At 72.3% G+C, this 26910-nt stretch carries 3 protein-coding genes (1 of these 3 cut by a window edge); all 3 read right to left on the bottom strand.

The genetic code is table 11. The features are described from left to right. Tightly spaced (each overlapping or abutting the next), the 3 genes in view from QQM39_RS32660 to QQM39_RS32670 form a layout consistent with a single transcriptional unit that may run on beyond the window. Positions 1 to 7143 carry a non-ribosomal peptide synthetase gene (locus QQM39_RS32660; RefSeq protein ID WP_302001138.1) on the bottom strand — a complete coding sequence of 2381 codons (7143 nt, stop codon included), beginning with the start codon at positions 7141 to 7143 and terminating at the stop codon, positions 1 to 3. Further along, positions 7143 to 18059 carry a non-ribosomal peptide synthetase gene (locus QQM39_RS32665; RefSeq protein WP_302001139.1) on the bottom strand — a complete coding sequence of 3639 codons (10917 nt, stop codon included), beginning with the start codon at positions 18057 to 18059 and terminating at the stop codon, positions 7143 to 7145. The genes QQM39_RS32660 and QQM39_RS32665 overlap by 1 nt, the downstream gene beginning before the upstream one ends. Further along, positions 18056 to 26910, bottom strand: partial view of a non-ribosomal peptide synthase/polyketide synthase gene (locus tag QQM39_RS32670; protein WP_302001140.1) — the final stretch only. It continues 13027 nt past the right edge of the window; only the last 8855 of its 21882 coding nucleotides appear in the window; its start codon lies beyond the right edge, outside the window; the stop codon is at positions 18056 to 18058. The genes QQM39_RS32665 and QQM39_RS32670 overlap by 4 nt, the downstream gene beginning before the upstream one ends.

Here is a 26910-nt window from a genome sequence, read left to right on the forward strand (position 1 = left end):
TCAGTCCAGTCGTTCGGTCAGGGCACGCCCGACGACCGCGAGCGCGGCGTCGGACTGGACGAGCCCGAGGTGGTCGGCGTCGACACCGACCCGCTCGATACGGCCCGTCACGTAGGGGCGCCACGATTCGGCGCCGCGGCGCGCCAGCTTCTCGCCGGGCACCCGCTCGGCCGACAGGACCAGCACGTCGCCGTCGAAAGCGCCCGGAGTGTGGCCGCGCATCAGCCCGGCGTTGTTCATGAACACCTGGAGGACCGCGGCCAGTTCGGCCTCGTCGAGCCGGCCCATCGGGTCACCGGCGGCGTTCAGGAACGCCCGGTAGCGGGCCGCGGGGAACGCTCCGTCGGCGAGCTCCTCGGTGCCGATGTCGAACCCGGCGTCGCGCAGATTGTGCGCGAACACCTCGGCCAGCGGGGTCTCCTCGCCCTGCGTCACACGTCGCGGGTAGGCGTCCAGGAACGCCAGGAGCTCCACCTCCTGGCCGCGTGCGCGCAGCTCGCCCGCCATGGCGAAGGCCACGTTGCCGCCGAGCGACCAGCCGAGCAGCCGGTACGGCCCCTGCGGCTGCGCCTGCTGGACCAGATCGGCGTACTCGGCGGCCATCTCCTCCAGCGTGGCGGGCAGCCGCCCGTCGCCGTCGAGGCCCGCGGCCTGGATGCCGTACACCGGGATGTCGGCGGGCAGATGGCGGACGAGACCCGAGTAGCACCAGCTCATGCCGGACCCGGGGTGGACGCAGAACACCGGACGCCGTGAGCCGGACGCCCGCAGCGGAAGGAGGCGCTCCATCGGCTCGTGGTCGCCGCGTGCGGCGAGCCGCGCCGAGAGGTCCGCGACCGACGGCGCGGCGAACAGGTCGCGCACGGCCATCTCCACGCCGAGCTCGGCGCGGGCCCGCTCCACGAGCCGGATCGCCAGGAGCGAGTGGCCGCCCAGGTCGAAGAAGCCGTCGTCGGGACCGACCAGGTCCAGTTCCAGCACCTCGGCGAAGAGCCGGCACAGGGCCTCCTCGCGCGGGGTGCGCGGGGCGCGCCCGTCCGCGGCGCGGTACTCGGGGGCGGGCAGCGCGCGGTGGTCCAGCTTGCCGTTCGCGGTGAGCGGCAGCGCGTCCAGGACGACGAAGGCGGCGGGCACCATGTACTCGGGCAGGAGCTCGCGCAGCCGCTGTCGCAGCGTGGCGGTGTCCACGGCCGTACCGGCGTCCGGCACGACGTAGCCGACCAGGCGGCGGTCGCCGGGCGAGTCCTCGCGGACCAGGACCGCCGCCCGCCGGATCCCCGCCTGGCGGGTCACCACCGTCTCGATCTCCGCCGGTTCGATGCGCATGCCGCGCAGCTTGATCTGCGTGTCGGTACGGCCCAGGTACTCCAGGACGCCGTCGGCGTTCCAGCGGACCAGGTCGCCGGTGCGGTACATCACGCCGCCCGCGGGCCCGTACGGACTCGCCACGAAACGGCCCGCGGTGAGGGACGGCCTGCCGAGGTAGCCGCGGGCGAGCCCGGGACCCCGTACGTACAGTTCGCCGGGCACACCCGGCGGCACCGGCTGGAGCGCGCCGTCCAGGACGTGCACGGCGGTGTCGGCGATCGGGGCGCCGATCGGCGGGACGACCGAACCCGTCAGCGGGCCGCTCATGGTCGCGCAGACCGTCGCCTCCGTCGGGCCGTACGAGTTGAGCATCAGGCGCCCCGAGGACCAGCGCTCGACCAGCTCCGGCGGGCAGCTCTCGGCGGCGACGACCAGCGTCATGCCGGCGGGCAGCGCCCCCTCGGGGATCAGCTGGAGCACCGCCGGCGGGATCGCCGCGTGCGTGACCGCCTGCCGCACCGCGAGGTCCGCGAGGGCCGGGCCCGGGGTGATGCCGGGCTCCGCGACGACCAGGGTCGACCCGGTCAGCAGACCCATCGACAGTTCCCAGAACCCGCCGTCGAAGGAGGGGGACAGGTGGTGCAGGACGCGGCTGCCGGGGACGACCCCGCAGTGCGCGGTGAAGATGTCCACCAGGCCGGGCAGCCCCGCGTGCGTGACGGTCACGCCCTTGGGGCGGCCGGTCGTGCCGGACGTGTAGATGACGTAGGCGGGGTGCGACGGCAGGAGCGGCGCGAGCCGGTCGGTGTCGGTCAGGTCACCCGCCGCCTCGCCGGCCGCCGGCTCCTCGTCCAGCAGGATCCGGGGCACCGCCACGTCCGGGAGCGAGGCGGCGACGCCGCTGGTGGTGAGGAGCGCCACCGGTGCCGCGTCCTGGAGCGTCCCGGCGATCCGTTCGGCCGGGTGCCCCGGGTCGAGCGGCAGATAGGCGGCACCGGCCTTGACCGCCGCGAGGACGGCGACGGCCAGCTCCGGGGAGCGGGGCAGCGCCAGGGCGACCCGGCGCTCGGGTCCGGCACCCCGCGCGACCAGCAGCCGGGCCAGCCGGTTGGCGCGCGCGTTGAGCTCCCCGTAACTCAGCGACTCGTCACCGAAGACGAGGGCCTCGGCGTCGGGCCGCTCCCGTACATGCCGCTCGAAGAGGTCCGGCAGCGTGGCCGGAGTCAGGCCCTTGGCCGTGGCGTTCCACTCCTCGACGACGCGGTGCCGCTCCTCGGGACCGAGGACGTCGATCCGGCTCAGCGGCAGGTCGGGGCGGCCGGCCGCCTCGGCGAGCACCCGCACGAACCGGTCGACCAGCGCCTGGGCGGTGCCGCGGTCGAACAGGTCGGTCCGGTAGTCGAGGACGCCCGCGATCCCGGCGGGGGCGTTGTCCGCGGCCCGGCGCTCCGACACCGAGAACCCGAGGTCGACCTTGGCGGCGGTCGCCGCCGTGCCGCCCAGGCCGGAGATGACCAGACCGCCCGGCAGGGACGGGGCGCCCTGGGCGGCGGCCTCCCCGCCCGCCCGCTGCGGGCCCGCGCTCTGCAGCGCGAGCACCACCTGGAACAGGGGGTGGTGGGAGAGGGAACGGGTGGGGTTGAGGGCCTCCACCAGCCGCTCGAACGGGAGCTCCTGGTGGGCGTAGGCGGCCAGGTCGGTGTCCCGGACGCGGCCCAGGAGCTGCCGGAAGGTGGGGTTGCCGCTGGTGTCGGTGCGCAGGACGAGGGTGTTGACGAAGAAGCCGATGAGGTCGTCGGTGGCGTCGTCGGTGCGTCCGGCGATGGGGGTGCCGATGGGGATGTCCTCGCCCGCGCCGTGCCGGGCGAGCAGCGTGGCGAGCGCGGCCTGCAGGACCATGTAGAGGGTCGTGTCGGAGGCGCGCGCCAACTCGGTGAGCCGGGCGTGCAGTTCCGCGGGAACGGCGAAGGACACCCGGTCGCCGGTGTGGTCGGCGGTGGCGGGGCGGGGCCGGTCCGCGGGCAGGTCGAGCTGCTCGGGCAGCCCGGCCAACTGCGCCTTCCAGTACGCGAGTTGCCTGCAGGCGATGCTGTCGGCGTCGGCGTCGTCGCCGAGGACCTCCTGCTGCCACAGGGCGTAGTCGGCGTACTGGACCGGCAGCGGCTCCCACACGGGCGCCCGGCCCGCGCACCGGGCCGTGTACGCGCTCGTCAGGTCGTGCGCGAGCGGGGCACGGGACCAGGCGTCACTGGCGATGTGGTGGATGAGCAGCAGCAGGACGTGCTCCTGCGCGGAGAGGCGCAGCAGACGGGCGCGCACCGGAATCTCGGCACCGAGGTCGAAGCAGTGACGGGCCGCCCGCGCCAGATCGGCCTCGTACTCGGCCTCGGTGGTGTCGGCCGTCTCGAAGGCGAGCCGGACCTCCTCGGGGCCCAGCACCACCTGCCGGGGCCCGTGCTCGTCCTCGGTGAACGTCGTCCGCAGGCTCTCGTGACGGGCGACCACGTCCAGCAGCGCCCGGCGCAGGGCCTCCTGGTCCACAGGGCCCGTGAGGCGAAGCGCCGTCGGGATGTTGTAGGTGGGGCTGGGGCCCTCGAGCCGGTGGAGGAACCACAGGCGTCGCTGGGCGTAGGAGAGGGGGATGCGCTCGGGCCGCGGCCGCGCCGTGAGAGCGGTGCGCGCCCGGCCGGCCCGGTCGAGCACCCCGGTGAGTGCGGCGATCGTCGGCGTCTCGAAGAACTGGCGGATGGAGAGCTCGGCGCCCAGCGTCGTACGGATGCGGCTGACGAGGCGGGTGGCGAGCAGGGAGTGCCCGCCCAGGTCGAAGAAGTTGTCGTCGATCGTGACCTGCGGCAGCGAGAGGACCTCCGCGTAGAGGCCGCAGAGGATCTCCTCACGGGGGGTGCGGGGCGCCCGCCCCGAGACCCGGCCGGTGTAGGTGGGGGCGGGCAGGGCCGCGCGGTCCAGCTTGCCGTTCGGGCTGAGCGGCAGGGCGTCCAGGGTGACGAACGCCGACGGCATCATGAAGTCGGGGAGTTCGCGGCCCAGCGCGGTGTACGCCGCCGCCTCGTCCCACACGCCGCGGTCCGCCACGACGTACGCGACGAGTCGCTGGTCGCCGGGCTGGTCCTCACGCAGCACGACCGCCGCCTGGGCGGCGCCCGGCAGGGCCACGACGGCGGCCTCGATCTCGCCGAGTTCGATGCGGTACCCGCGCAGCTTGATCTGGCGGTCCGCGCGGCCGACGAACGTCAGCTCGCCCACGTCGTTCCAGCGGGCGACATCGCCCGTGCGGTACATACGGCTGCCCGCCGCGCCGAACGGGTCGGCCGTGAACCGCTCGGCGGTCAGCCGGCTGCGGCCCAGATACCCGCGCGCCAGCTGAACGCCCGCCAGATACACCTCACCGTCCAGGCCGGGGGCGACCGGCCGCAGCGCCGAGTCGAGGACGTACAGCCGCACCCCCTCGTGCGGGGTGCCGATCGGCACCGGCCCCGGCGGCAGCGCGGTGTCCGGCCTGATCCAGTGCTCCAGGCAGTGGCCCGTGGCCTCGGTCGGACCGTAGACGTTCACCACGGTCACCTCCGGCATGCCCGCGCGCCACGGAGCGAGGACCTCGCCGCGCAGTTCCTCGCCGCCCAGCGTGAGGATCCCGGAGGGCGAGACGGTCTCGGGCATCGTCGCGAGCAGAGCCAGGTGCGACGGGGTGCCCTTCATGAACGTCGCCCGGCGGAACCCGGGTTCGGCCACGGCCGTCTCGGCGAGATCCCGCAGATCCGTCAGGCGCACGCAGCCGCCGCTGATCAGCGGGGCGTGCAGCGAGCCGACACTCTGGTCGAACGACGCCGAGGCCTGCATCACGGACAGCCCCGAGATGTCCGGGGCCTGCGAGGAACGGCAGTGTCTGACGAACGCCGACAGCGCCTGGTGCTCGATGACGACGCCCTTGGGGCGGCCCGTCGAGCCCGATGTGTAGATGATGTACGCCGGGTGGCGCGGCAGCAGCGGGCCGCTGCGGTCCGCGTCGACGAGGTTGATCCCGGAGTGCTGACGCAGCGACCTCCCGGTCTGCGGGTCGTCCATGACGAACGTCAGCGGGCCGCAGCACTCCTCCCGCACCTGGGGGTCCACGTCGGACGTGGTGAGGACCAGCGCGGGGTCGGAGTCCTCGATCATGTGCCGGATGCGGTCGGCCGGGTACTCCGGGTCGATCGGCACATACATGCCGCCCGCCTTGAGCACCGCGAGCATGCCGACCACGAGCTCGGTGCGGCGCGGCACCGCGATCGCCACGGGGCGCTCGGGGCCGACGCCCAGCTGGACCAGGCGGCGCGCCAGACGGTTGGCGGACGCGTTGAGTTCGGCGTAGGACAGAGCCCCGTCGGGGGCGATCAGCGCCGTCTTGCCGGGGGTGCGGGCCACCTGCTCCTCGAACAGGTCCGTGAACCGCTCGGCGGGCCGTACGTCGTCCGAGCCGCTCCACTTCTCCAGGACCGTGCTGCGCACCTCCGGGTCCAGGAGCGCGACCGCACCCACCGCGGTCCCCGGAGTGTCCAGGATCGTCCTGAGCGCCCGGCGGAACGCGGCGATCACCGACCTGACCTGCTCGGCGTCGAAGACCTGCGGAAGATAGCCCAGCGAGAACCGCAGGGTCTCGCGCGGCAGGGCGAGCAGGCCCAGCGGATAGTGCATCTGGTCCCGCGAGTGGACCTTCAGGACCGTGGGGAGGTCCGCGTCGGGCCCGGCGCCCGGGGGACGGCCGCGGCTGGAGTTCAGCGGATAGTTCTCGAACACCATGGCCGTGTCGAACAGTTCACCCGAGCCCGCCCAGCGCTGGATGTCCGCGAGAGACACCCACTGGTGGTCGATCAGCCGCGCCTGCTCGCTCTGCACCCGGCGCAGGAAGCCCGTCAGCGACTCCGCGGGCCGCAGCCGGACACGCAACGGCAGGGTGTTCATGAACAGGCCGACCATCGTGTCGACACCGGGCAGCTCGGGCGGGCGGCCGCTGACCGTCACCCCGAACACCACGTCGTCACGGCCCGTCAGATGCGACAGGACCAGGGCCCAGGCCCCCTGGATCACGGTGTTGACGGTCAGCCCGTTCGACCTGGCGAACCGGGTCAGCGCGGCGCTCGCCGCCTCGTCCTCGGAGAAGTCGATCCGCTCCGGCGCAGCGGTCAGCGCCCCCCGGTCCGGCGCCACGATGCTCGGCGTGTCGAACCCGGCGAACGCCTCCGTCCACGCCTCCTCGGCCGCGTCCCGGCCGCGGCCGCCGAGCCAGTTGAGGTAGTCGCGGTACGGACGCACCCGGGGCAGCGCCGTCACGTCCCCGTGGACCGTGTACAGCGTCAGCAGCTCGCGCAGCAGCACCGGCATGGACCAGCCGTCGAGCAGGATGTGGTGGTTGGTCATCACCATGCGGTAGCGGGTCGCGCCGAGCCGGATCAGGGTGAAGCGGATCAGGGGCGGCCGGCCCAGATCGAACCGGGTCCAGCGGTCGTGCGCGGCGATCCGCTCCGCCTCCTCCTCCCGCTGCGCCTCCGCCACGCCCCGCAGGTCCTCCTCGCGCCAGGGCAGCTCGACCTTGCGGGGGATGAGCTGCACCGGACGCTTCAGCCCCTCGTGGCGGAAGGCGGCGCGCAGATTCGCGTGCCGCTCCAGGAGCGCCTCGCCCGCCCGGCGCAGCCGGACCGGGTCGACGTTGCCGTCGAGCTCGATGAAGACCTGGACGTTGTAGGCGTCCAGCTCCTCGTCGTCGAAGAGGTTGTGGAACAGCATCCCCTCCTGCAGCGGGGACAGCGGCAGGATGTCTTCCAAGCCGGACTTGGCCATCAGAGGGAACCCCATTCGCTTTCGAGTCGTGTGATGTCGTCCTCGCTGAGCGAGGTGAGGGAGACGTCCGAGGGGGTCAGACCGCTCGCCTCGGGCCGGCCCGCGTGCTCGACCAGCGCCTTCAGGGCCCTGAACCAGCTTTCGCCCAGGCGCCGTACCTCGTCCTCGGAGAGGACGGCGCTCGCGTACGTCCAGACGCTGTGCAGCCTCGGCCCCTGCTCCGTGTCGTGGGCGCCCGCGACGAGCTCGACCGGATGCGCGAGCACGGTGTCCGGATGCTGGCCCGCGACGCCCCGGCCGAGCACGCTCCACGGCTCGGGCCCGGAGGCGCCGCCGGTGGCGCGGCCGCCGGTGTACCGCCCCAGGTAGTTGAACCCGTACGCGGGCGCCGGGAGTTCGGCGAACCGGTCCCGGGTGCGGGGGTTGAGGTAGCGGAGCAGGCCGTAGCCGAGCCCGTCGCCCGGCACGGCGCGCAGCTGCTCCTTCACCCGCTTCAGGGCACGCCCCGCCGCGGCCCCGCCGTCCCACACGTCGGCCCAGTCGCTGACCCCCGGGCTCAGCAGGACCGGGTGCATCGCCGTGAACCAGCCGGTGGTGCGGGTGAGGTCGGCGCCGGGAGCGAGGTGCTCGTGGCGGCCGTGGCTCTCCAGGTCCACCGCGACGGGCGTCTCGGCGCTGTGGCCCCGGCCGCGCCGCCAGTCGGCGACGGCCAGGCCGAACGCGGTGAGCAGCAGATCGTTGATCTCCGCGCGGAACACTCCCGGGACCCAGGTGAGGAGGGCTTCGGTGGTGTCCGCGTCGAGGTCGAGGACGACCTGCCCGGACCGGGCGTGGGTGTCGCGCGAGGGGTCGAGGGACAGTTCGGCGGCGGGGCGGACCGCGTCCAGCCAATGGTCCGCCTCGGCCTCGGTGGCGGGACGGGCGGCGAGGTCCTGGAGCGTACCGGCCCACTGGCGCCAGGTGGTTCCGGCCGGGCTGAGCGGGCGGCCCTCGTAGGCGGCGGCCAGGTCGGGGACGAGCAGGCGCCAGCTGACGGCGTCCACGGCGAGGTGGTGGGCGACCAGGACCAGCAGTCCGTGCCGCCGCGGACCGCGGTCGATCCGGCAGGCCCGCAGCACCCGCCCCTCGCCCGGGTCGAGCCGGTCGCGTGCGGCCGCGGCCGACGCGGCGACGACGGTGTGCAGTTCGGCGTCGTCGAGGTCCGGTGCGCTGTGGTGCGTGAGGAGACCGGCCGCGTCCACGGAACCCGGTTCGAGGATGGACATGGTCCAGTCGTCGGCGACCCGCAGGCGCAGCGTGTCGTGCCGGTCGACGACGGCCTGCACAGCCGCCACGAGCCGTTCCTCGTCGAGGTCCGCGGGGACGGACACCACCACGGACTGGTTGAACGGGGCGACGGGCCCGCCCAGTTCGGCGAACCACCGCATGATCGGCGTGGCCGGCACCGGCCCGCTCGCCCCCTGCTCCTCGGCGTCCGCGGGACCCGTCTCCGGCTCCGCGTCACCCAGCGCCTCGGCGATGTGGGCGACGCTCTGGTGCTCGAAGACGTCCCGCACGGAGAGGGCGAGGCCCTGTGCGCGGGCCCGGCTGACGAGCTGGATGGACAGGATGCTGTCGCCGCCGAGGTCGAAGAAGCCGTCGTCCACACCGACGGACTCCAGTCCCAGCGCGTCGGCGAACAGCGCGCACAGCAGCTCCTCGCGCGGCGTGCTCGGCGCCCGGCCCGTGCTGATCGTCGCGTAGTCCGGCGCGGGCAGCCGCCCCCGGTCCAGCTTGCCGTTGGCCGTCAGCGGCAGCTCGTCCAGGCGGACGAACGCCGACGGCACCATGTAGTCGGGCAGCGCGTCCTGCAGATGCCCCCGCAGCTCCGCGTCCGTCGGCACCGGGCCGGCCCCCGCCACCAGGTACGCGACCAGACGGCGGTCGCCCGGCCGGTCCTCCCGTACGACCGCCACGGCCTCCGGCACCCCGGGGTGCCGCGACAGAGCGGACTCGACCTCGCCCAGCTCCACCCGGAAGCCCCGGATCTTCACCTGGTCGTCGACCCGGCTGATGAACTCCAGGTCGCCACGGCGGTTCCAGCGCACGATGTCACCGGTGCGGTACATCCGCTCGCCCGGCCCCTCGAAGGGGTTGGCGACGAACCGGGAGGCGCTCTGCCCGGGCCGGTTGAGGTAGCCACGCGCCAACTGCACACCGGACACGTACAACTCGCCCGGCACACCGGCCGGCACGGGCTGCAGATACGGGTCGAGCACCAGCATCCGGGTGTTGGGGAAGGGGCGGCCGATGGTCAGCACGCCATCCGCGAGGTCGTCCGGCGACTCGACGCGCCAGGTGGTGCAGCCGACGATCGTCTCGGTCGGGCCGTACTCGTTGAGCACGGTGGCCCCCGGGTGCGCCGCGAGCAGCGTCCGCACCGCGCGACCGGTCAGCGACTCGCCGCCGAGGACCAGCTCCCCGCGCGGCACACAGACCCCGGGCAGCTCCGTGATCAGCGGCAGATGGCTCGGCGTCGCCTTCAGGAACGTCATCTGCGGCAGGTCGGCGGGCACGTCACCGGCCAGGGACCGCTCGTGCAGCTCCTCCAGGTCGGCGAGGTGCACGCAGCCGCCGTTCAGCAGCGGCGCGAACAGGCCCGTGACCGTCAGGTCGAAGGACAGCGGCGAGTGCAGCAGCGCGTGGCCCGCCACCCCCGGGTACAACTCCGCCGACACCGCCAGGTAGTTGACGACCGGCTGGTGCTCGACCAGCACACCCTTGGGGCGGCCCGTCGAACCCGACGTGTAGATGATGTAGGCCGCGTTCCACGGGGACAGCGGCTGCGTCCGGTCCTCGTCCGTCAGATCGTGCGCGGGCTGCCCGGCGAGCCGCCCGGTCACGTCCGGGCTGTCCAGGACCAGCCGGGCCAGCTCCGCGGGGAAGACGTCGTCGGGGACCGACAAGGTGGTCAGCGCGCAGATCGGGTCAGCGTCCTCGATCATCGTCGCGATCCGCTCGCGCGGACTGCTCGGGTCGACCGGCAGATACGCGGCACCGGTCTTCAGCACCGCGAGGACCGCCACCCCCATCTCCACCGACGGCGGCAACGAGATCGCCACCACCTGCTCGGGGCCCGCCCCGCACTCCGCGAGGAGATGGGCGAGCCGGTTGGCGCGGAAGTTGAGTTCGGCGTACGACAGCGTCGTCCCGCCCGCGGAGAACGCGGGCCGCCGAGGCGTCCTCGCCACCTGCTCCTCGAACAGCTCGGGCAGCGTCGCCTCCCGCTGCTCACGCGCGGTGTCGTTCCACCCCGCCAGCAACTGCTGCCGCTCGGCCGGGTCCAGCAGGCCGATCCCGCCGATCGGCCGGTCCGCGTCCGCCGTGACCGAGCCGAGCACGCCGAGCAGCCGCGAGATGATCGACTCGGCGGTCTCCCGGTCGAACAGCTCCGTGCGGTACTCCAGCGAACCCCGCATGCCCGTCGGCGCACCGGACTCGTCGTGCCCCTCGCCGAGGGTGAGCGACAGATCGAACTTCGCCACCCCGGTGGCGGCCGCCATCCGGGTCGCGTTCAGCAGCGTGCCGCCCCCGGCGACAGCCGCCCGGTCCTCGTCGCGCACCGCGCCCGCCGTGTTGTTGAACGTGATCATCACCTGGTACAGCGGGTGATGGGCGAGGCTGCGGGTGGGGTTGAGCGCCTCCACCAGCCGCTCGAACGGCACCTCCTGGTGGGCGTACGCGGCGAGATCGCTCTCCCGCACCCGGCCCAGGAGATCGCGGAAGGTGGGGTTGCCGCTGGTGTCGGTGCGCAGCACCAGCGTGTTGACGAAGAACCCGACGAGGTCCTCGGTGGCGTCGTCGGTACGTCCCGCGACCGCCGTACCGATGGGAATGTCCTCGCCCGCTCCCAACCGTGTCAGGAGCGCGGCGAACGCCGCCTGGGTCACCATGAACAGGCTGGTGTGCGTGGCGCGGGCCAGATCCGTCAGCCGCGCGTGCAGCGCCGCGGGGATGGTGAAGGGGATGCGGTCGCCGGTGTAGCCGGCGGTCGCGGGCCGGGGCCGGTCCGTGGGCAGTTCGAGCTGCTCGGGCAGCCCGGCCAGGGCATCCTTCCAGTACGCCAGCTGCCGCCCCGCCACACTCTGCGGATCGGACTCGTCCCCCAGCACGTCGTGCTGCCACAGGGCGTAGTCGGCGTACTGGACCGGCAGCGGCTCCCAGCCCGGCGCGTCGCCCGCGCAGCGCGCCGCGTACGCGGTGACGAGGTCACGGGCGAGCGGGGCCATCGACCATCCGTCGCTGGCGATGTGGTGGATCAGCAGCAGCAGGACGTGCTCGGTGTCGGAGATCCTGAACAGCCGTGCCAGGAACGGGATGTCGGCCGTCAGATCGAAGACGTGCCGGGCCGCTCGGGCCACCCGCTCCTCGACGTCCTCCTCGGTGGCGTCGACGACGTCGAGGCGGTGGCCGACCCGGTCGGCGGGCCGCACGATCTGACGCGAGCCCTCCGGGTCCTCGGCGAAGACGGTCCGCAGGCTCTCGTGCCGCGCCAGCACGTCACCGATCGCCCGGTCGAGCGCGGCCCGGTCCACCGGGCCGGTCAGCCGCAGCGCCGTGGGCACGTTGTACGTCGCCGAGGGACCCTCGAACTGGTAGAGGAACCACAGACGTTGCTGGGCCGGCGACAGCGGGACGCGCTCCGGACGCGGCCGGGCCACGAGCGGCGCCCGCGCACCCGCCGCCCGGTCGAGGACGACGGACAGACCGGCGATCGTCGGCGTCTCGAAGAACTGCCGCACGGACAGCTCGACCCCCAGCGCCGTCCGGATGCGGCTGACCAGACGGCTCGCGAGCAGCGAGTGCCCGCCCAGGTCGAAGAAGCTGTCGTCGATACCGATCCGGGCGGCGCCCAGCACCTCGGCGAACAGCGTGCAGAGAATCTCCTCACGCGGGCTGCGCGGGGCCCGGCCCACCGACTCGGCGGCGTAGTCCGGCGCGGGCAGCGCCTTGCGGTCCAGCTTCTTGTTCGGCGTCAACGGCAGCGCGTCGAGCGTGAGGAAAGCCGTGGGCACCATGAACTCCGGCAGCCGCAGCCGCAGATGGTCCCGCAGCACCCCCGCGCCCGGCGCCGTGTCCGCCGCGACGACGTACGCCACCAGACGCTGGTCGCCCGGCCGGTCCTCGCGCACCGCCACGGCCGCCTCCGCGACCGCCGGATGGCGTACCAGCTCCGCCTCGATCTCACCGAGCTCGATACGGAAACCACGCAGCTTGACCTGCTGGTCGACCCGGCTCAGATAGCGCAGCGCACCGTCGCGCCGACGGACCACCAGGTCGCCCGTCCGGTACATACGGGCGCCGGGCGGGCCGTACGGGTCGGCGCAGAAGCGCTCCGAAGTCAGCCCCGGACGCAGGTGGTAGCCCTCCGCCAACTGCTCGCCGGACAGGTACAGCTCACCCGGCACCCCCACGGGGACCGGACGCAGCGCCCCGTCCAGCACATACGCCGACGTGTTGGCGACGGGCCGGCCGATGACGGGACCGGCCTCGGCCACGTCGGCGGCCGTGGCCCAGATCGTCACCTCCGTCGGGCCGTACAGATTGGTCACGGAACGGGCCCGGGCGGTGAGCGTGCGTGCCAGCTCGGTGGGCAGCGCCTCGCCGCCCACCAGGACGTGGACACCGGCCAGCTCACCCGTCGCCGCGGCCGCGACGCCCTGCCACAGGCTCGGCGTCGCCTGCACCATGGTGATCCGCGCCGCCGAGACGGTCCGCAGCAGCGCGTGCGGGTCCTTCGCCGTCTCCTCGTCGGCGAGCACCAGCACCGCTCCGTGCAGCAGCGGAAGGAAGAGCTCCAGACCCGCGATGTCGAAGCCGACCGTGGTGACCGCGAGGAGCCGGTCGTCGGCGCCCGGCGCGAACCGCCGGCCCATGGCCGCGAGGAAGTTGCCCAGTGCCCTGAGCGGCACGACCACGCCCTTGGGACGTCCGGTGGACCCCGAGGTGTAGATCGTGTACGCCGGATGCGCGGGGGAGAGCGACGCCCGCAGCTCCGCGTCACCGAGGTCCGTACCCGCGTACCCGGTCAGCGTCTCCTCCCCGACCGGCTCGGTCAGGGTGAGGGCCGGCGCGGCGTCGTCGAGCATGTGGCCGACGCGGTCGGCCGGGTAACCGGGGTCGATCGGCAGATAGGCCGCGCCGGACTTGAGGACCGCGAGCAGCGTGACGACCAGGTCGAGCGAGCGCGGCATCGCGACGGCCACGAACCGGCCCGGCGCCGCGCCCTGTGCGACCAGGTACCGGGCCAGCCGGTTGGCGCGTGCGTTGAGCTCCGCGTAGGACAGCCGCGCGTCCGCGAACTCGACGGCCGTCGCGTCCGGGGACCGCTCTGCCTGCCGCTCGAAGAGACGGGTCACCGACTCGGTGGGCACCTCGGCGGCGGTGTCGTTCCACTCCTGAAGGACCAGCCGCCGTTCGGCCGCGTCCATGATCTCCAACTGCCCCACGGGCCGGTTGGGATGGGCCACGGCCGCGGCCAGCAGCCGGACCAGACGGTCGGTGATGTCCTGGACGGTGGCACGGTCGAAGAGGTCCGTGCTGTACGTGACGCTGCCGCTCATGCCCTCGCAGACATTGCCGTCCCCGAACCGTTCGGCCAGCGCGAACGACAGGTCGAAACGGGCCGACACCGACTCCGACGCCATGACCTCGGCCGACAGACCGGCGAACTCCTCCCCCTCCGTCCCCTGCGTGTTGTGCAGGGTGAGCATCGTCTGGAAGAGGGGGTGGTGGGCGAGGGAGCGGGTCGGGTTGAGCGCCTCGACGAGCCGCTCGAAGGGCAGGTCCTGGTGGGCGTAGGCGGTCAGGTCGGTGTCGCGCACACGGCCCAGGAGCTGCTGGAAGGTGGGGTTGCCGCTGGTGTCGGTGCGCAGGACGAGGGTGTTGATGAAGAAGCCGATGAGGTCGTCGGTGGCGTCGTCGGTGCGTCCGGCGACGGGAGTGCCGATCGGAATGTCCTCGCCCGCGCCGAGCCGGGTGAGGAGAGCCGCGAGGGCCGCCTGTATCACCATGAACGTGGTGGTGTTGCTGGACCGGGCCAGTTCCGTGAGCCGTGTGTGCAGCTCCGCCGGGACGGTGACCGGGATGCGGTCACCCGAGTAGCCCGCCGTGGCGGGCCGGGGCCGATCGGCGGGCAGGTCGAGCTGCTCGGGCAGACCGGCCAACTGCTCCTTCCAGTACGCGAGTTGCCTGCCCGCGATGCTCTCCGGATCGGCGTCGTCGCCGAGGACCTCCTGCTGCCACAGGGCGTAGTCGGCGTACTGGACGGGCAGCGGCTTCCAGCCGGGCGCGTCACCCGCGCACCGCGCCGCGTACGCCCCCGTCAGGTCCCGCGCCAGAGGCGTGCGGGACCAGGCGTCGCTGGCGATGTGGTGGAGGAGCAGCAGCAGCACGTGCTCGGACTCGGAGAGCCTGAACAGCCGTACACGGATGGGAATCTCGGCCGTCAGGTCGAAGGCATGCCCGCTCGCCTCGGCCAGCCGGTCACCGACTTCCTCCTCGGTCACGTCCACGACGGCGAACGGCACCTCGGCCCGCTCGACCGGCAACACGATCTGCCGCGGCCCGAGCTCCCCCTCGGCCTCCTCCGCGAAGACGGTCCGCAGGCTTTCGTGGCGGGCGACGAGGTCGCGCAGGGCGTGGTGCAGGGCGTCCTGGTCGAGGGTGCCGGTGAGGCGGAGGGCGGTCGGAATGTTGTAGGTGGGGGTGGGCCCTTCGAGCTGGTGGAGGAACCACAGCCGCTGCTGGGCATACGAGAGCGGGACGCGCTCGGGACGGGTCCGCGCGGTCAGGGCGGCGCGGACGGCGCCGGACGCGTCGAGGGCGGTGGAGAGCCCTGCGATGGTGGGCGTCTCGAAGAGCTGCCGGATGGAGAGTTCGGCACTCAGCGTCGTACGGATGCGGCTGACGAGGCGGGTGGCGAGGAGGGAGTGGCCGCCCAGGTCGAAGAAGTTGTCGTCGATGGTGACTCGGTCGACGCCCAGAACCTCGGCGTAGAGAGCGCAGAGGATTTCCTCGCGGGGGCTGCGCGGAGCCCGGCCCGCCGATTTCGCGGTGTAGTCGGGGGTGGGGAGGGCTTTGCGGTCGAGTTTGCCGTTGGGGGTGAGGGGGAGGGCGTCGAGGGTGACGATGGCTGAGGGGACCATGTAGTCGGGGAGTTGGGCGGTGAGTGCGGTGTGTGCGGCTGCCTGGTCCCAGGTGGTGTCGGTGACGAGGTAGGCGACGAGGCGTTGGTCGCCGGGGTGGTCTTCGCGGAGTTGGATGGTTGCTTGGGTGACGCCTGGTAGGGCGGTGAGGGTGGTTTCGATTTCGCCGAGTTCGATGCGGTGGCCGCGGAGTTTGATTTGGTGGTCGGTGCGGCCGTCGTAGATGAGGTGGCCGTGGTGGTTCCAGTGGGCGAGGTCGCCGGTGCGGTACATGCGGCTGCCCGCAGGTCCGTGGGGGTTGGCGGTGAAGCGTTCGGCGGTGAGGGGGGCTCGGTTGTGGTAGCCGCGGGCGAGTTGTTCGCCGGCGAGGTAGAGCTCGCCTGGTATTCCGGCGGGGACGGGCCGCAGGGCTGAGTCGAGTACGTATACCTGGGTGTTGGTGAACGGTCGGCCGATCGGTACGGGGCCGTGGGTGTCGGTGTCGGTGTCGGGTTCGAGGTGGTGGTCGGTGATGTTGACGGTGGATTCGGTGGGTCCGTAGGCGTTGATGATCTGGACCTGGGGGTGCTGCTGGCGCCAGGTGGTGAGGTGATCGGTGTGCAGGGCCTCCCCGCCGAGGATGAGGGTGTGGGAGGGCGAGGCGGTGTCCTCCAGCGTGTTGAGCAGTGGGAGGTGGCTGGGGGTTGCCTTGATCAGCGTCGGCTGGACGGTGGTGGTTTCCAGCGAGGTGAGGTGGACGGTTCCGCCGTTGGTGAGGGGGGTCCATAGGGCGGTGATGGTGAGGTCGAAGGCGAGGGGGGAGTGGAGGAGGGTGGTGCCGGTGGTGGCGGTGTAGGTGGTGCGGGTGCGGTGGAGGTAGGTGGCCAGGGCGTGGTGTTCGATGATGACGCCCTTGGGGCGGCCGGTGGAGCCGGAGGTGTAGATCATGTAGGCGGCATGCCGGGGTGACCACGGCACGCGCCGCTCGGCATCCGTGATCGCGGCGGCGGAGTTCTCCCGATAGACCGTGCCCGGCACCGGCTCGGTCAACGTCAGCGCGGGCGTGGCATCGCCCAGCATGTAGTCGATGCGCTCGGCGGGGTAGTCGGGGTCGATGGGCAGGTAGGCGGCGCCGGTCTTGAGGACGGCGAGCATGCTGACGATCGCGTCGAGCGACTTGGGCAGGGCGAGCGCTACGAACTGCTCGGCGCCGAGGCCCTGTTCGAGGAGGTGCCGGGCGAGCTGGTTGGCGCGCCGGTCCAGCTCCGCGTACGTCAGTGAGTCACCGTCGCACACCACCGCGACCGCGTCCGGCGTACGTAGGGCCTGTTCGGCCACCAGCTCGTGCAGCGGCGTGTCGGGCAGCTCGGTCCGGGCCCCGTTCCACTCCACCAGCACCCGCTCCCGCTCGGCCGGGTCGAGGGTGTCGAGGCGTCCGACGGGCAGGTCGGTGTCGGAGACCAGCGTCTCCAGCACCCGCACCATCCGCCGGCCGAAGCCGCGTGCGTACTCCGCGTCGTAGAGGTCGGGGCGGTAGTCGACGCGGAAGGACAGCTCGGCGCCGCGCATCGTCGCGACGACGTTCACCGCGAAGTGCGTGCCGCCCTTGATGTCCGCGGACGCGACCCGGAGCCGCTCCGTGTCCGTCGGGGCCGTGAGGTCGCCCTCCTCGACGGGGTAGTTCTGGAAGACCATGGCGGTGTCGAAGAGTTCGCTGTGTCCGGCCCAGCGCTGGATGTCGGCCAGGCCGGCCCACTGGTGGTCCAGGAGGCGGGTCTGTTCGGTCTGCAGGCGGCGGAAGAAGCCGCTGAGGGACTCGGCGTGGTCGAGGCGGGCGCGTACGGGCAGGGTGTTGATGAACAGGCCGATCATCGACTCGACGCCGGGCAGCTCCGGGGGGCGGCCCGAGACGGTGGCGCCGAAGACGACGTCGTCACGGCCGGTGGACTGGGCGAGGGCCAGGGCCCAGGCACCCTGCACCACCGTGTTCATCGTGACGCCCTGGCTCCGCGCCCAGGAGGCCAGCGCTCCGCTGACAGCGGGGTCCATGGTGAAGGAGACGTGCTCGGGCGCGACCGAAGCCACCGCGCCGGCCGGGGCGAGCAGGGTGGCCTCGTCGAGCCCGGCGAGGGACTCCTGCCAGGCCTCCCGGGCGCCGTCCCGGTCACGGGCGTCGAGCCAGGTGAGGTAGTCGCGGTACGGGCGGACCCGGGGCAGCGCGGAGGGCTCGCCCGCAGCGGCGTACAGCGTCATGAGTTCGCGCAGCAGCACCGGCATCGACCAGCCGTCGAGCACGATGTGATGGTTCGTCATCACCAGCCGGACCCGGTCCCCGGACAGGCGTATCGCCGTGAACCGCAGCAGCGGCGGACGGCCCAGGTCGAACCGTCGTGCGCGGTCCTCGGCGGCGAGCCGGTCGGCCTCCGCAGCCCGCTCGCGCTCGGGTCGGACCGTCAAGTCGACGTCCTGCCACGGGAGTTCGACGTCCTGGAGGACGAGCTGCGCCCAGGCGCCGTTCTTGCGCTGGCGGAACCCGGCGCGCAGGTTGGCGTGCCGCCGCAGCAGGGCCTGTGCCGCGGCGCGCATGCGGTCCCCGTCGTAGGAGCCCTCCAGCTCGAACGCGACCTGGCCCACGTAGAGGTCGGGTCCCTCGCTGTGGAGCAGCCCGAGGAACACGAAGCCCTCTTGCAGCGGGGAGAGCGGAAGGATGTCCTCGATCTTGCTACGCGAACGAGACGGTTGCTGACTCACTGCTCAATCTCCCACTCGGACTCAAGGTCGGACTCGAACTCCTCGATCTCGGACTGACTGAGCGAGTCGAGTGTCACGTCGGACGGGGTCAGGCCACCCGCACCGGGGCGGCCGGCGTGCTCTACCAGGGCTTCGAGAGCCCGGAACCAGTGCCCGGCCAGCTGCCGGGCGTCCTGGTCGGGGACCAGGCGACGTGCGTAGGTCCAGTCGGCGCGCAGTTGGGGGCCGTTCTCCCCTTCGTACGCGACCGCGCTGATCTCCACCGCGTGGGCCATCGGCGCCGTGGGGCGCGAGGCCGCGACTCCGCCGCCGATCACGGTCCACGGCTCCGGGGTGCCCGAGGCCGCGGTGGTGCGGCGCCCGAGGTAGTTGAAGCCGAACTCGGGCTCGGGCAGCCGGGCGAGGCGGGGGCCCGTGGTGGGGTTGAGGTGGCGCAGCAGGCCGTAACCGATGCCGTCGCCCGGCACGGCGCGCAACTGCTCCTTGATCTGCTTGAGGCTGTCGCGCAGGGCGGCGCCGTCCTGGCGCAGCCGGGTCCAGTCGGCGACGTCCGGCGCGAGCCGCACCGGGTGGAGGGCGGTGAACCAGCCCGCGGTACGGCTGAGTTCGGCGCCCGGCACGGCGTCCTCGTGGCGTCCGTGGCTCTCCAGGTCGACCACCACGGGCGCGTCGGGGTCCTCGCCGCGGTCGCGCCGCCACTCGGCGACGGCGAGCGCGAAGGCCGTCAGCAGGACGTCGTTCACGCTCGCGTTGACACTCCCGGGAACCTGCGTGAGCAGGGCCTCGGTCGTCCCGGCCGGCAGGTCGAGGCCGATGCGTCCCGACCGGCCCTGGACGTCGCGTCCGCGGTCCACCCGCAGGGCGGCCTCCCCGGCGAGCGTGGTCTCCCAGTGGGCCGTCTCGGCCTCGACGCGCGGGTCGGTGGCGAGCCTCTCCAGCGAGGTGGCCCACTGCCGCCACGAGGTGCCGACGGGGGCGAGTTCGGCCCCTTCGTACGCCGCCGCGAGGTCCGGTACGAGGATGCTCCACGTCATCGAGTCGACCACCAGGTGGTGGGCGACCAGGATCAGCAGCCCGTCCTGCCCGGCCCCCCGGTCGATCCTGACCGCCTGGAACACGCGGCCGTGGGCGGGCGCGAGGCGGTCCCGCGCGGCGCACGCCGGCCCGGTGACCAGGCCCTCGATGTCGTCGGCGGAACCGGTCGCTTCGACGACGTCGAGGATCTCCGCGGCCGACACGGCGCCCGGCCGGCGGACCTCCGTGGTCCCGTCGGGTCGGACGAGCAGCCGCAGCGCGTCATGGTGGTCGAGCACCTTCTGGAGAGCGGAGGCCAAGCGGTCCGCGTCCAGCGCGGGCGGCAGGGACACCACGACGGACTGGTTGAAGTCGTCGCCGCCCAGGCCGAGTTCGGCGATCCGCGCCATCACGGGCGTCAGCGGGGCGGGGCCGTAGGGTTCGACCTCGGCGACCTCCGACGCGCTGTCGTCCTCCCGGCTGCCGAGCGCCTCGGCGAGCTGAGCCGTCGACTGGTGCTCGAAGACATCGCGGACGGCGAGGGGGAGCCCCGCCGCACGGGCCCTGCTGACGAGCTGGATGGACAGGATGCTGTCGCCGCCCAGATCGAAGAACCCGTCGTCGACCCCGACCGTCGGCAGGCCCAGCACCTCGGCGAAGAGCGTGCACAGCAGCTCCTCGACGGGCGTGCGGGCGGCCCGCCCGGTGGACCCCGCGGCGTAGTCGGGCGCGGGCAGCGCCTTGCGGTCCAGCTTGCCGTTCGCGGTCAGCGGCAGGGCGTCGAGGACGACGAACGCCGACGGCACCATGTAATCCGGCAGGGCCTGGCGCACGAAGGCGCGCAGCCCGTCCGTGTCCACCTCGCCGGCCCGGCCCTCCGCCACCACCACGTAGCCGACCAGGCGCCGGTCACCGGGCCGGTCCTCGCGGACGACGACGGCGGCCTGGGCCAGTTCGGACCGGGTCGCGAGGACCGTCTCGATCTCGCCGAGCTCCACGCGGAAGCCGCGGATCTTCACCTGGTCGTCGGCGCGCGCCAGGTACTCCAGCTCGCCCGCCGGGTTGTAGCGCACCAGGTCACCGGTGCGGTACATCCGCTCGCCCGACCCGCCGAACGGATCGGCGACGAACCGCTCGCAGGTCAGGTCGGCCCGGTGCAGATAGCCGCGCGCCAGGCCGCTGCCGGAGATGAACAGCTCTCCCGGCACGCCCGCGGGAACCGGCTGGAGGTACCGGTCGAGGACATACGCCCGGGTGTTCCCCGTCGGCCGTCCGATCGGCAGCGTGCCCTGCGCCGCGTACGGCGCCCTGACCTCGTGCTGCGTCACGCACAGCGTCGTCTCCGTCGGCCCGTACAGATGACGCAGCACCGTGTCCGGAGCGTGCTCCAGAACCCGGGCGACCGCGGCGGGCGAGACCACGTCACCACCGGTCAGCACCTCCCGCACCCCGGCGAAGCACTCGGGCGCCTCCTCGGCGATGACCCGGAAGAAGCCCGCGGTGAGGTGGATCGCGGTGATGCCGTGGGCGGAGATCAGCTCGGTGATCGCGGCGGCGTCCAGATGCCCGGGCGGCGCCACGACGACCGTCCCACCGGAGACCAGGGGCACCCACAGTTCGTAGCAGGACACGTCGAACGCGTGCGGGGCGTGCAGCAGCACCCGCTCGTGCGTGCCCGGCCGCCAGCAGTGGTCACGGACGAGGTCCACGACTCCGCGCTGGGTGACGGCCACGCCCTTCGGCAGCCCGGTGGACCCGGACGTGTACATCACGTACGCCAGGTCCTGCGGGCGCAGCCCCACGCTCAGCCCGCCGTCGTGCCGCGCGTCGGACGGGGCACCGTGCTCGTCCACCACCAGGACCCGGGCACCGAGCTCCCCGGCCCGAGCGGCCTCCGCACGGTCGGCGAGGATCAGCGTGGCGGCGGTGTCCGCCACGACGTAGCGCATCCGGTCCAGCGGATAGGTGTCGTGCAGCGGCACATACGCGCCGCCCGCCTTGGCGATGGCCAACGTGGCCACGACGTGCGTCAGGGACCGCTCCATCAGCATGACCACGGGGGTCCCCGGCCGCACCCCCTCCTGACGCAGGAGACGCGCCAGCCGGTGCGCACGGGCGTCGAGTTCGGCGTACGACACCGTCGTCCCGCCCTGCACCGCGGCCGGCGCGTCGGGTGTGCGGGCCACCTGCGCCGCGAACAGCTCGGGCAGCGTCGCGTCCAGGCTCTCCAGCGTGGTGACGGTCCCCTCGCCGAGCAGCCGGCGCCGCTCGACCTCGCCCAGGATGCCCACCTGGGAGAGCCGGATGCCGGGGTCGGCGGTGACCTCTTCCAGCGTCCGTACGAACCGCTCCACCAGGGACCGCGCCGTCGACCTGTCGAACAGATCGGTCCGGAAGTCCAGGGCACCGGTCAGCCCGGTGCTCCGGCCCTCGCCGTCCCGCGTCTCGGCGAGGGCGAAGGCGAGGTCGACCTTGGCCGCGCCGAGCCTGCTGCGCTCCGCGGTGACCCGCAGCCCGGGCAGACCGAGCGAGGTCTCCGGGTCGGCGTCCGCCGTGCTCAGGACGAGCATCACCTGGAAGAGCGGGTGGTGCGCCAGCGTACGAGCCGGGTTGAGCGCCTCGACGAGCCGCTCGAAGGGCAGGTCCTGGTGCGCGTAGGCGGCCAGGTCGGCGCGCCGTGTGTTCTCCAGGAGCTCCTGGAAGGTGGGGTTGCCGCTGGTGTCGGTGCGCAGGACGAGCGTGTTGACGAAGAAGCCGATGAGGTTCTCCGTCGCGTCGTCCGTGCGCCCGGCGACCGGCGTTCCGATCGGAATGTCCTCGCCCGCGCCGAGGCGGGTGAGCAGAGTCGCGAGCGCGGCCTGCACCACCATGAACGTGCTGGTGTGCGTGGCACGCGCCAACTCGGCCAACCGGGCGTGCAGTTCCCGACCGAGCGTGAACCCGACACGGTCGCCCGCCTGGCTCGCGACAGCGGGCCGGGGCCGGTCGGTGGGCAGGTCGAGCTGCTCGGGGAGCGCGGCGAGCGCGTCCTTCCAATACGCGAGTTGCCTGCCCGCGATGCTGTCCGGATCGGTGTCGTCGCCGAGGACCTCCTGCTGCCACAGGGCGTAGTCGGCGTACTGGACGGGCAGCGGCTTCCAGCCGGGCGCGTCACCCGCGCACCGCGCCGTGTAGGCGGCGGCGAAGTCCTGGGCCAGGGGTGTGCGGGACCAGGCGTCGGTAGCGATGTGGTGGATGAGCAGCAGCAGGACGTGCACCTGCTCGGACACCCTGAACAGGGTTGCCCGTACGGGAATCTCGGCCGCCAGATCGAAGGCGTGATGGGCGGCTTCCGAGAGCCTCGCGTCGAGCGCGTCCTCATCGCCGTCGACGTCGACCACGGTCAACGGAAGGATCTCGGGCCCGTACGCGTGGATGACCTGCCGGGGCCCATGCGCGTCCTCGGCGTAGGTGGTGCGGAGGCTTTCGTGGCGGGCGACGAGGTCGCGCAGGGCGTGGTGCAGGGCGTCCTGGTCGAGGGTGCCGGTGAGGCGGAGGGCGGTGGGGATGTTGTAGGTGGGGGTGGGCCCTTCGAGCTGGTGGAGGAACCACAGCCGCTGCTGGGCGTAGGAGAGGGGGATGCGCTCGGGCCGCGGCCGTGCGGTGAGCGCGGTGCGGGCACGGTCGGCCCCGTCGAGCGCCCCGGAGAGCCCGGCGATCGTCGGCGTCTCGAAGAACTGCCGCACGGACAGCTCGACGCCCAGCGCCGTGCGGACGCGGCTGACGAGGCGGGTGGCGAGGAGAGAGTGGCCGCCCAGGTCGAAGAAGTTGTCGTCGATGGTGACGCCGTCGACACGCAGGATCTCCGAGTAGAGAGCGCAGAGGATTTCTTCGCGGGGGGAGCGGGGGGCTCGTCCGGTGGTGCGGGCGGTGTAGTCGGGTGCGGGGAGGGCTTTGCGGTCGAGTTTGCCGTTGGGGGTGAGGGGGAGGGCGTCGAGGGTGACGATGGCCGAGGGGACCATGTAGTCGGGGAGTTGGCGGGTGAGGGTGGCGCGGGTTTCGGCTTCGTTCCAGGTGGTGTCGGTGACGAGGTAGGCGACGAGGCGTTGGTCGCCGGGGTGGTCTTCGCGGAGTTGGATGGTTGCTTGGGTGACGCCTGGTAGGGCGGTGAGGGTGGTTTCGATTTCGCCGAGTTCGATGCGGTGGCCGCGGAGTTTGATTTGGTGGTCGGTGCGGCCGTCGTAGATGAGGTGGCCGTGGTGGTTCCAGTGGGCGAGGTCGCCGGTGCGGTACATGCGGGTGCCGGGTTCGCCGTGGGGGTTGGCGGTGAAGCGTTCTGCGGTGAGGGCTTGGCGGTTGTGGTAGCCGCGGGCGAGTTGTTCGCCGGCGAGGTAGAGCTCGCCTGGTATTCCGGCGGGGACGGGCCGCAGGGCTGAGTCGAGTACGTATACCTGGGTGTTGGTGAACGGTCGGCCGATCGGTACGGGGCCGTGGGTGTCGGTGTCGGTGTCGGGTTCGAGGTGGTGGTCGGTGATGTTGACGGTGGATTCGGTGGGTCCGTAGGCGTTGATGATCTGGACGTGGGGGTGGTGTTGGCGCCAGGTGGTGAGGTGGTCGGAATGGAGTGCTTCGCCGCCGAGGATGAGGGTGTGGGAGGGGGAGGCGGTGTCGGGGAGGGTGTTGAGCAGTGGTAGGTGGCTGGGGGTTGCCTTGATCAGCGTCGGCTGGACGGTGGTGGTTTCCAGCGAGGTGAGGTGGACGGTTCCGCCGTTGGTGAGGGGGGTCCATAGGGCGGTGATGGTGAGGTCGAAGGCGAGGGGGGAGTGCAGGAGGGTGGTGCCGGTGGTGGCGGTGTAGGTGGTGCGGGTGCGGTGGAGGTAGGTGGCCAGGGCGTGGTGTTCGATGATGACGCCCTTGGGGCGGCCGGTGGAGCCGGAGGTGTAGATCATGTAGGCGGCATGCCGGGGTGACCACGGCAGGCGCCGCTCGGCATCCGTGATCGCGGCGGCGGAGTTCTCCCGATAGACCGTGCCCGGCACCGGCTCGGTCAACGTCAGCGCGGGCGTGGCGTCACCGAGCATGTAGTCGATGCGCTCGGCGGGGTAGTCGGGGTCGATGGGCAGGTAGGCGGCGCCGGTCTTGAGGACGGCGAGCATGCTGACGATCGCGTCGAGCGACTTGGGCAGAGCCAGGGCTACGAACTGCTCGGCGCCCACGCCCTGTTCGAGGAGGTGCCGGGCGAGCTGGTTGGCGCGCCGGTCCAGCTCCGCGTACGTCAGTGAGTCACCGTCGCACACCACCGCGACCGCGTCCGGCGTACGTATGGCCTGCTCGGCCACCAGTTCGTGCAGCGGCGTGTCGGGCAGCTCGGTCCGGGCCCCGTTCCACTCCACCAGCACCCGCTCCCGCTCGGCCGCGCTGGTGATCTCGATGTCGGCGATGCGCTGGTCGGGAGCCGCGGTCACGGCCTCCAGGACGCGGACGAAGCGGTCCGCCATCGCCTGGGCCGAGGCGCGGTCGAAGAGATCCGTGCTGAAGTCCAGCGCGCCGCTGATGCCCTGGGGCTGCCTGGCCTCGTCGAACGACTCCGCGAACCCGAAGGACAGGTCGAACTTCGACGTCGTCCGCTGGACCTCCCGATACGAGACGTCCAACCCCGGAAGCTGGGCGATCTCGCTCAACGCCCCTTCGTGGTCCGTGTTGTTGAACGTGAGCAGGACCTGGAAGAGGGGGTGGTGCGCCAGCGTACGAGCCGGGTTGAGGGCCTCGACGAGGCGCTCGAAGGGCAGGTCCTGGTGGGCGTAGGCGGCGAGGTCGGTATCGCGTACGCGGTCGAGGAGCTCACGGAAGGTGGGGTTGCCGGCCGTGTCCGTGCGGAGCACCAGCGTGTTGATGAAGAGACCGATGAGGTGGTCGGTGGCGTCGTCGGTGCGTCCGGCGACGGGGGTGCCGATGGGGATGTCCTCGCCCGCGCCGAGCCGGGTGAGGAGAGCCACGACCGAGGCCTGGGCCACCATGAAGGTGCTGGTGTTGGTGGCGCGCGCAAGGCTGGTCAACCGCGCGTGCAACTCCGCCGGGACGGCGAACGGGATGTGGCCACCCGAGTAGTCCGAGGTGGCGGGGCGTGGCCGGTCCGTGGGCAGGTCGAGCTGCTCGGGCAGCCCGGCCAACTGCTCCTTCCAGTAGGTGAGTTGCCTGCCCGCGATGCTCTCCGGGTCGCTGTCGTCGCCGAGGATGCCCTGCTGCCAGAGGGCGTAGTCGGCGTACTGGACGGAGAGCGGAGCCCAGGTGGGCGCCTCGCTTCGCACGCGGGCGGCGTAGGCGGCGGTGAGATCCTGGGCCAGGGGTGTGCGGGACCAGGCGTCGCTGGCGATGTGGTGGAGGAGCAGCAGCAGGACGTGCTCCTGCTCGGACAGCCGGAACAGCCAGGTGCGCGCCGGGAGTTCAAGGGTGAGGTCGAAGCAGTGACCGACGGCTTCGGCCAGCCGGTCGCCGACCTCCTCCTCGGTCACGTCGACGACCGTGAACGGCGTCTCGGCCGCTTCCGCGGGCACCACGATCTGGTACGAGCCCTGCTCGTCCTCGGTGAAGACGGTCCGCAGGCTTTCGTGGCGGGCGACGACGTCACTGATCGCCGTGCGCAGCGCGTCCGTGTCGAGGGCGCCGGTGAGGCGGAGCGTCGTGGCCGTGTTGTAGGTGGGGTTGGGGCCTTCGAGCTGGTGGAGGAACCACAGCCGCTGCTGGGCGTAGGAGAGGGGGATGCGCTCGGGCCGCGGCCGTGCGGTGAGCGCGGTGCGGACGCTGCCGGACTCGTCGAGCGCGCCGGACAGTGCGGCGATCGTCGGCGTCTCGAAGAGCTGCCGGATGGAGAGTTCGGCACTCAGCGTCGTACGGATGCGGCTGACGAGGCGGGTGGCGAGGAGGGAGTGGCCGCCCAGGTCGAAGAAGTTGTCGTCGATGGTGACTCGGTCGACGCCCAGAACCTCGGCGTAGAGAGCGCAGAGGATTTCCTCGCGGGGGCTGCGCGGAGCCCGGCCCGCCGATTTCGCGGTGTAGTCGGGGGTGGGGAGGGCTTTGCGGTCGAGTTTGCCGTTGGGGGTGAGGGGGAGGGCGTCGAGGGTGACGATGGCTGAGGGGACCATGTAGTCGGGGAGTTGGGCGGTGAGTGCGGTGTGTGCGGCTGCCTGGTCCCAGGTGGTGTCGGTGACGAGGTAGGCGACGAGGCGTTGGTCGCCGGGGTGGTCTTCGCGGAGTTGGATGGTTGCTTGGGTGACGCCTGGTAGGGCGGTGAGGGTGGTTTCGATTTCGCCGAGTTCGATGCGGTGGCCGCGGAGTTTGATTTGGTGGTCGGTGCGGCCGTCGTAGATGAGGTGGCCGTGGTGGTTCCAGTGGGCGAGGTCGCCGGTGCGGTACATGCGGGTGCCGGGTTCGCCGTGGGGGTTGGCGGTGAAGCGTTCGGCGGTGAGGGCTTGGCGGTTGTGGTAGCCGCGGGCGAGTTGTTCGCCGGCGAGGTAGAGCTCGCCTGGTATTCCGGCGGGGACGGGCCGCAGGGCTGAGTCGAGTACGTATACCTGGGTGTTGGTGAACGGTCGGCCGATCGGTACGGGGCCGTGGGTGTCGGTGTCGGTGTCGGGTTCGAGGTGGTGGTCGGTGATGTTGACGGTGGATTCGGTGGGTCCGTAGGCGTTGATGATCTGGACGTGGGGGTGGTGCTGGCGCCAGGTGGTGAGGTGGTCGGAATGGAGTGCTTCGCCGCCGAGGATGAGGGTGTGGGAGGGGGAGGCGGTGTCGGGGAGGGTGTTGAGCAGTGGTAGGTGGCTGGGGGTTGCCTTGATCAGCGTTGGTTGGACGGTGGTGG

It is taken from the genome of Streptomyces sp. DT2A-34 (assembly GCF_030499515.1).
Lineage (GTDB): Bacteria > Actinomycetota > Actinomycetes > Streptomycetales > Streptomycetaceae > Streptomyces.

Bases quoted from the DNA above. Each gene is read 5' to 3' on its own strand.
- QQM39_RS32660 (WP_302001138.1), bottom strand. From the start codon at position 7,143: ATGGCCAAGTCCGGCTTGGAAGACATCCTGCCGCTGTCCCCGCTGCAG.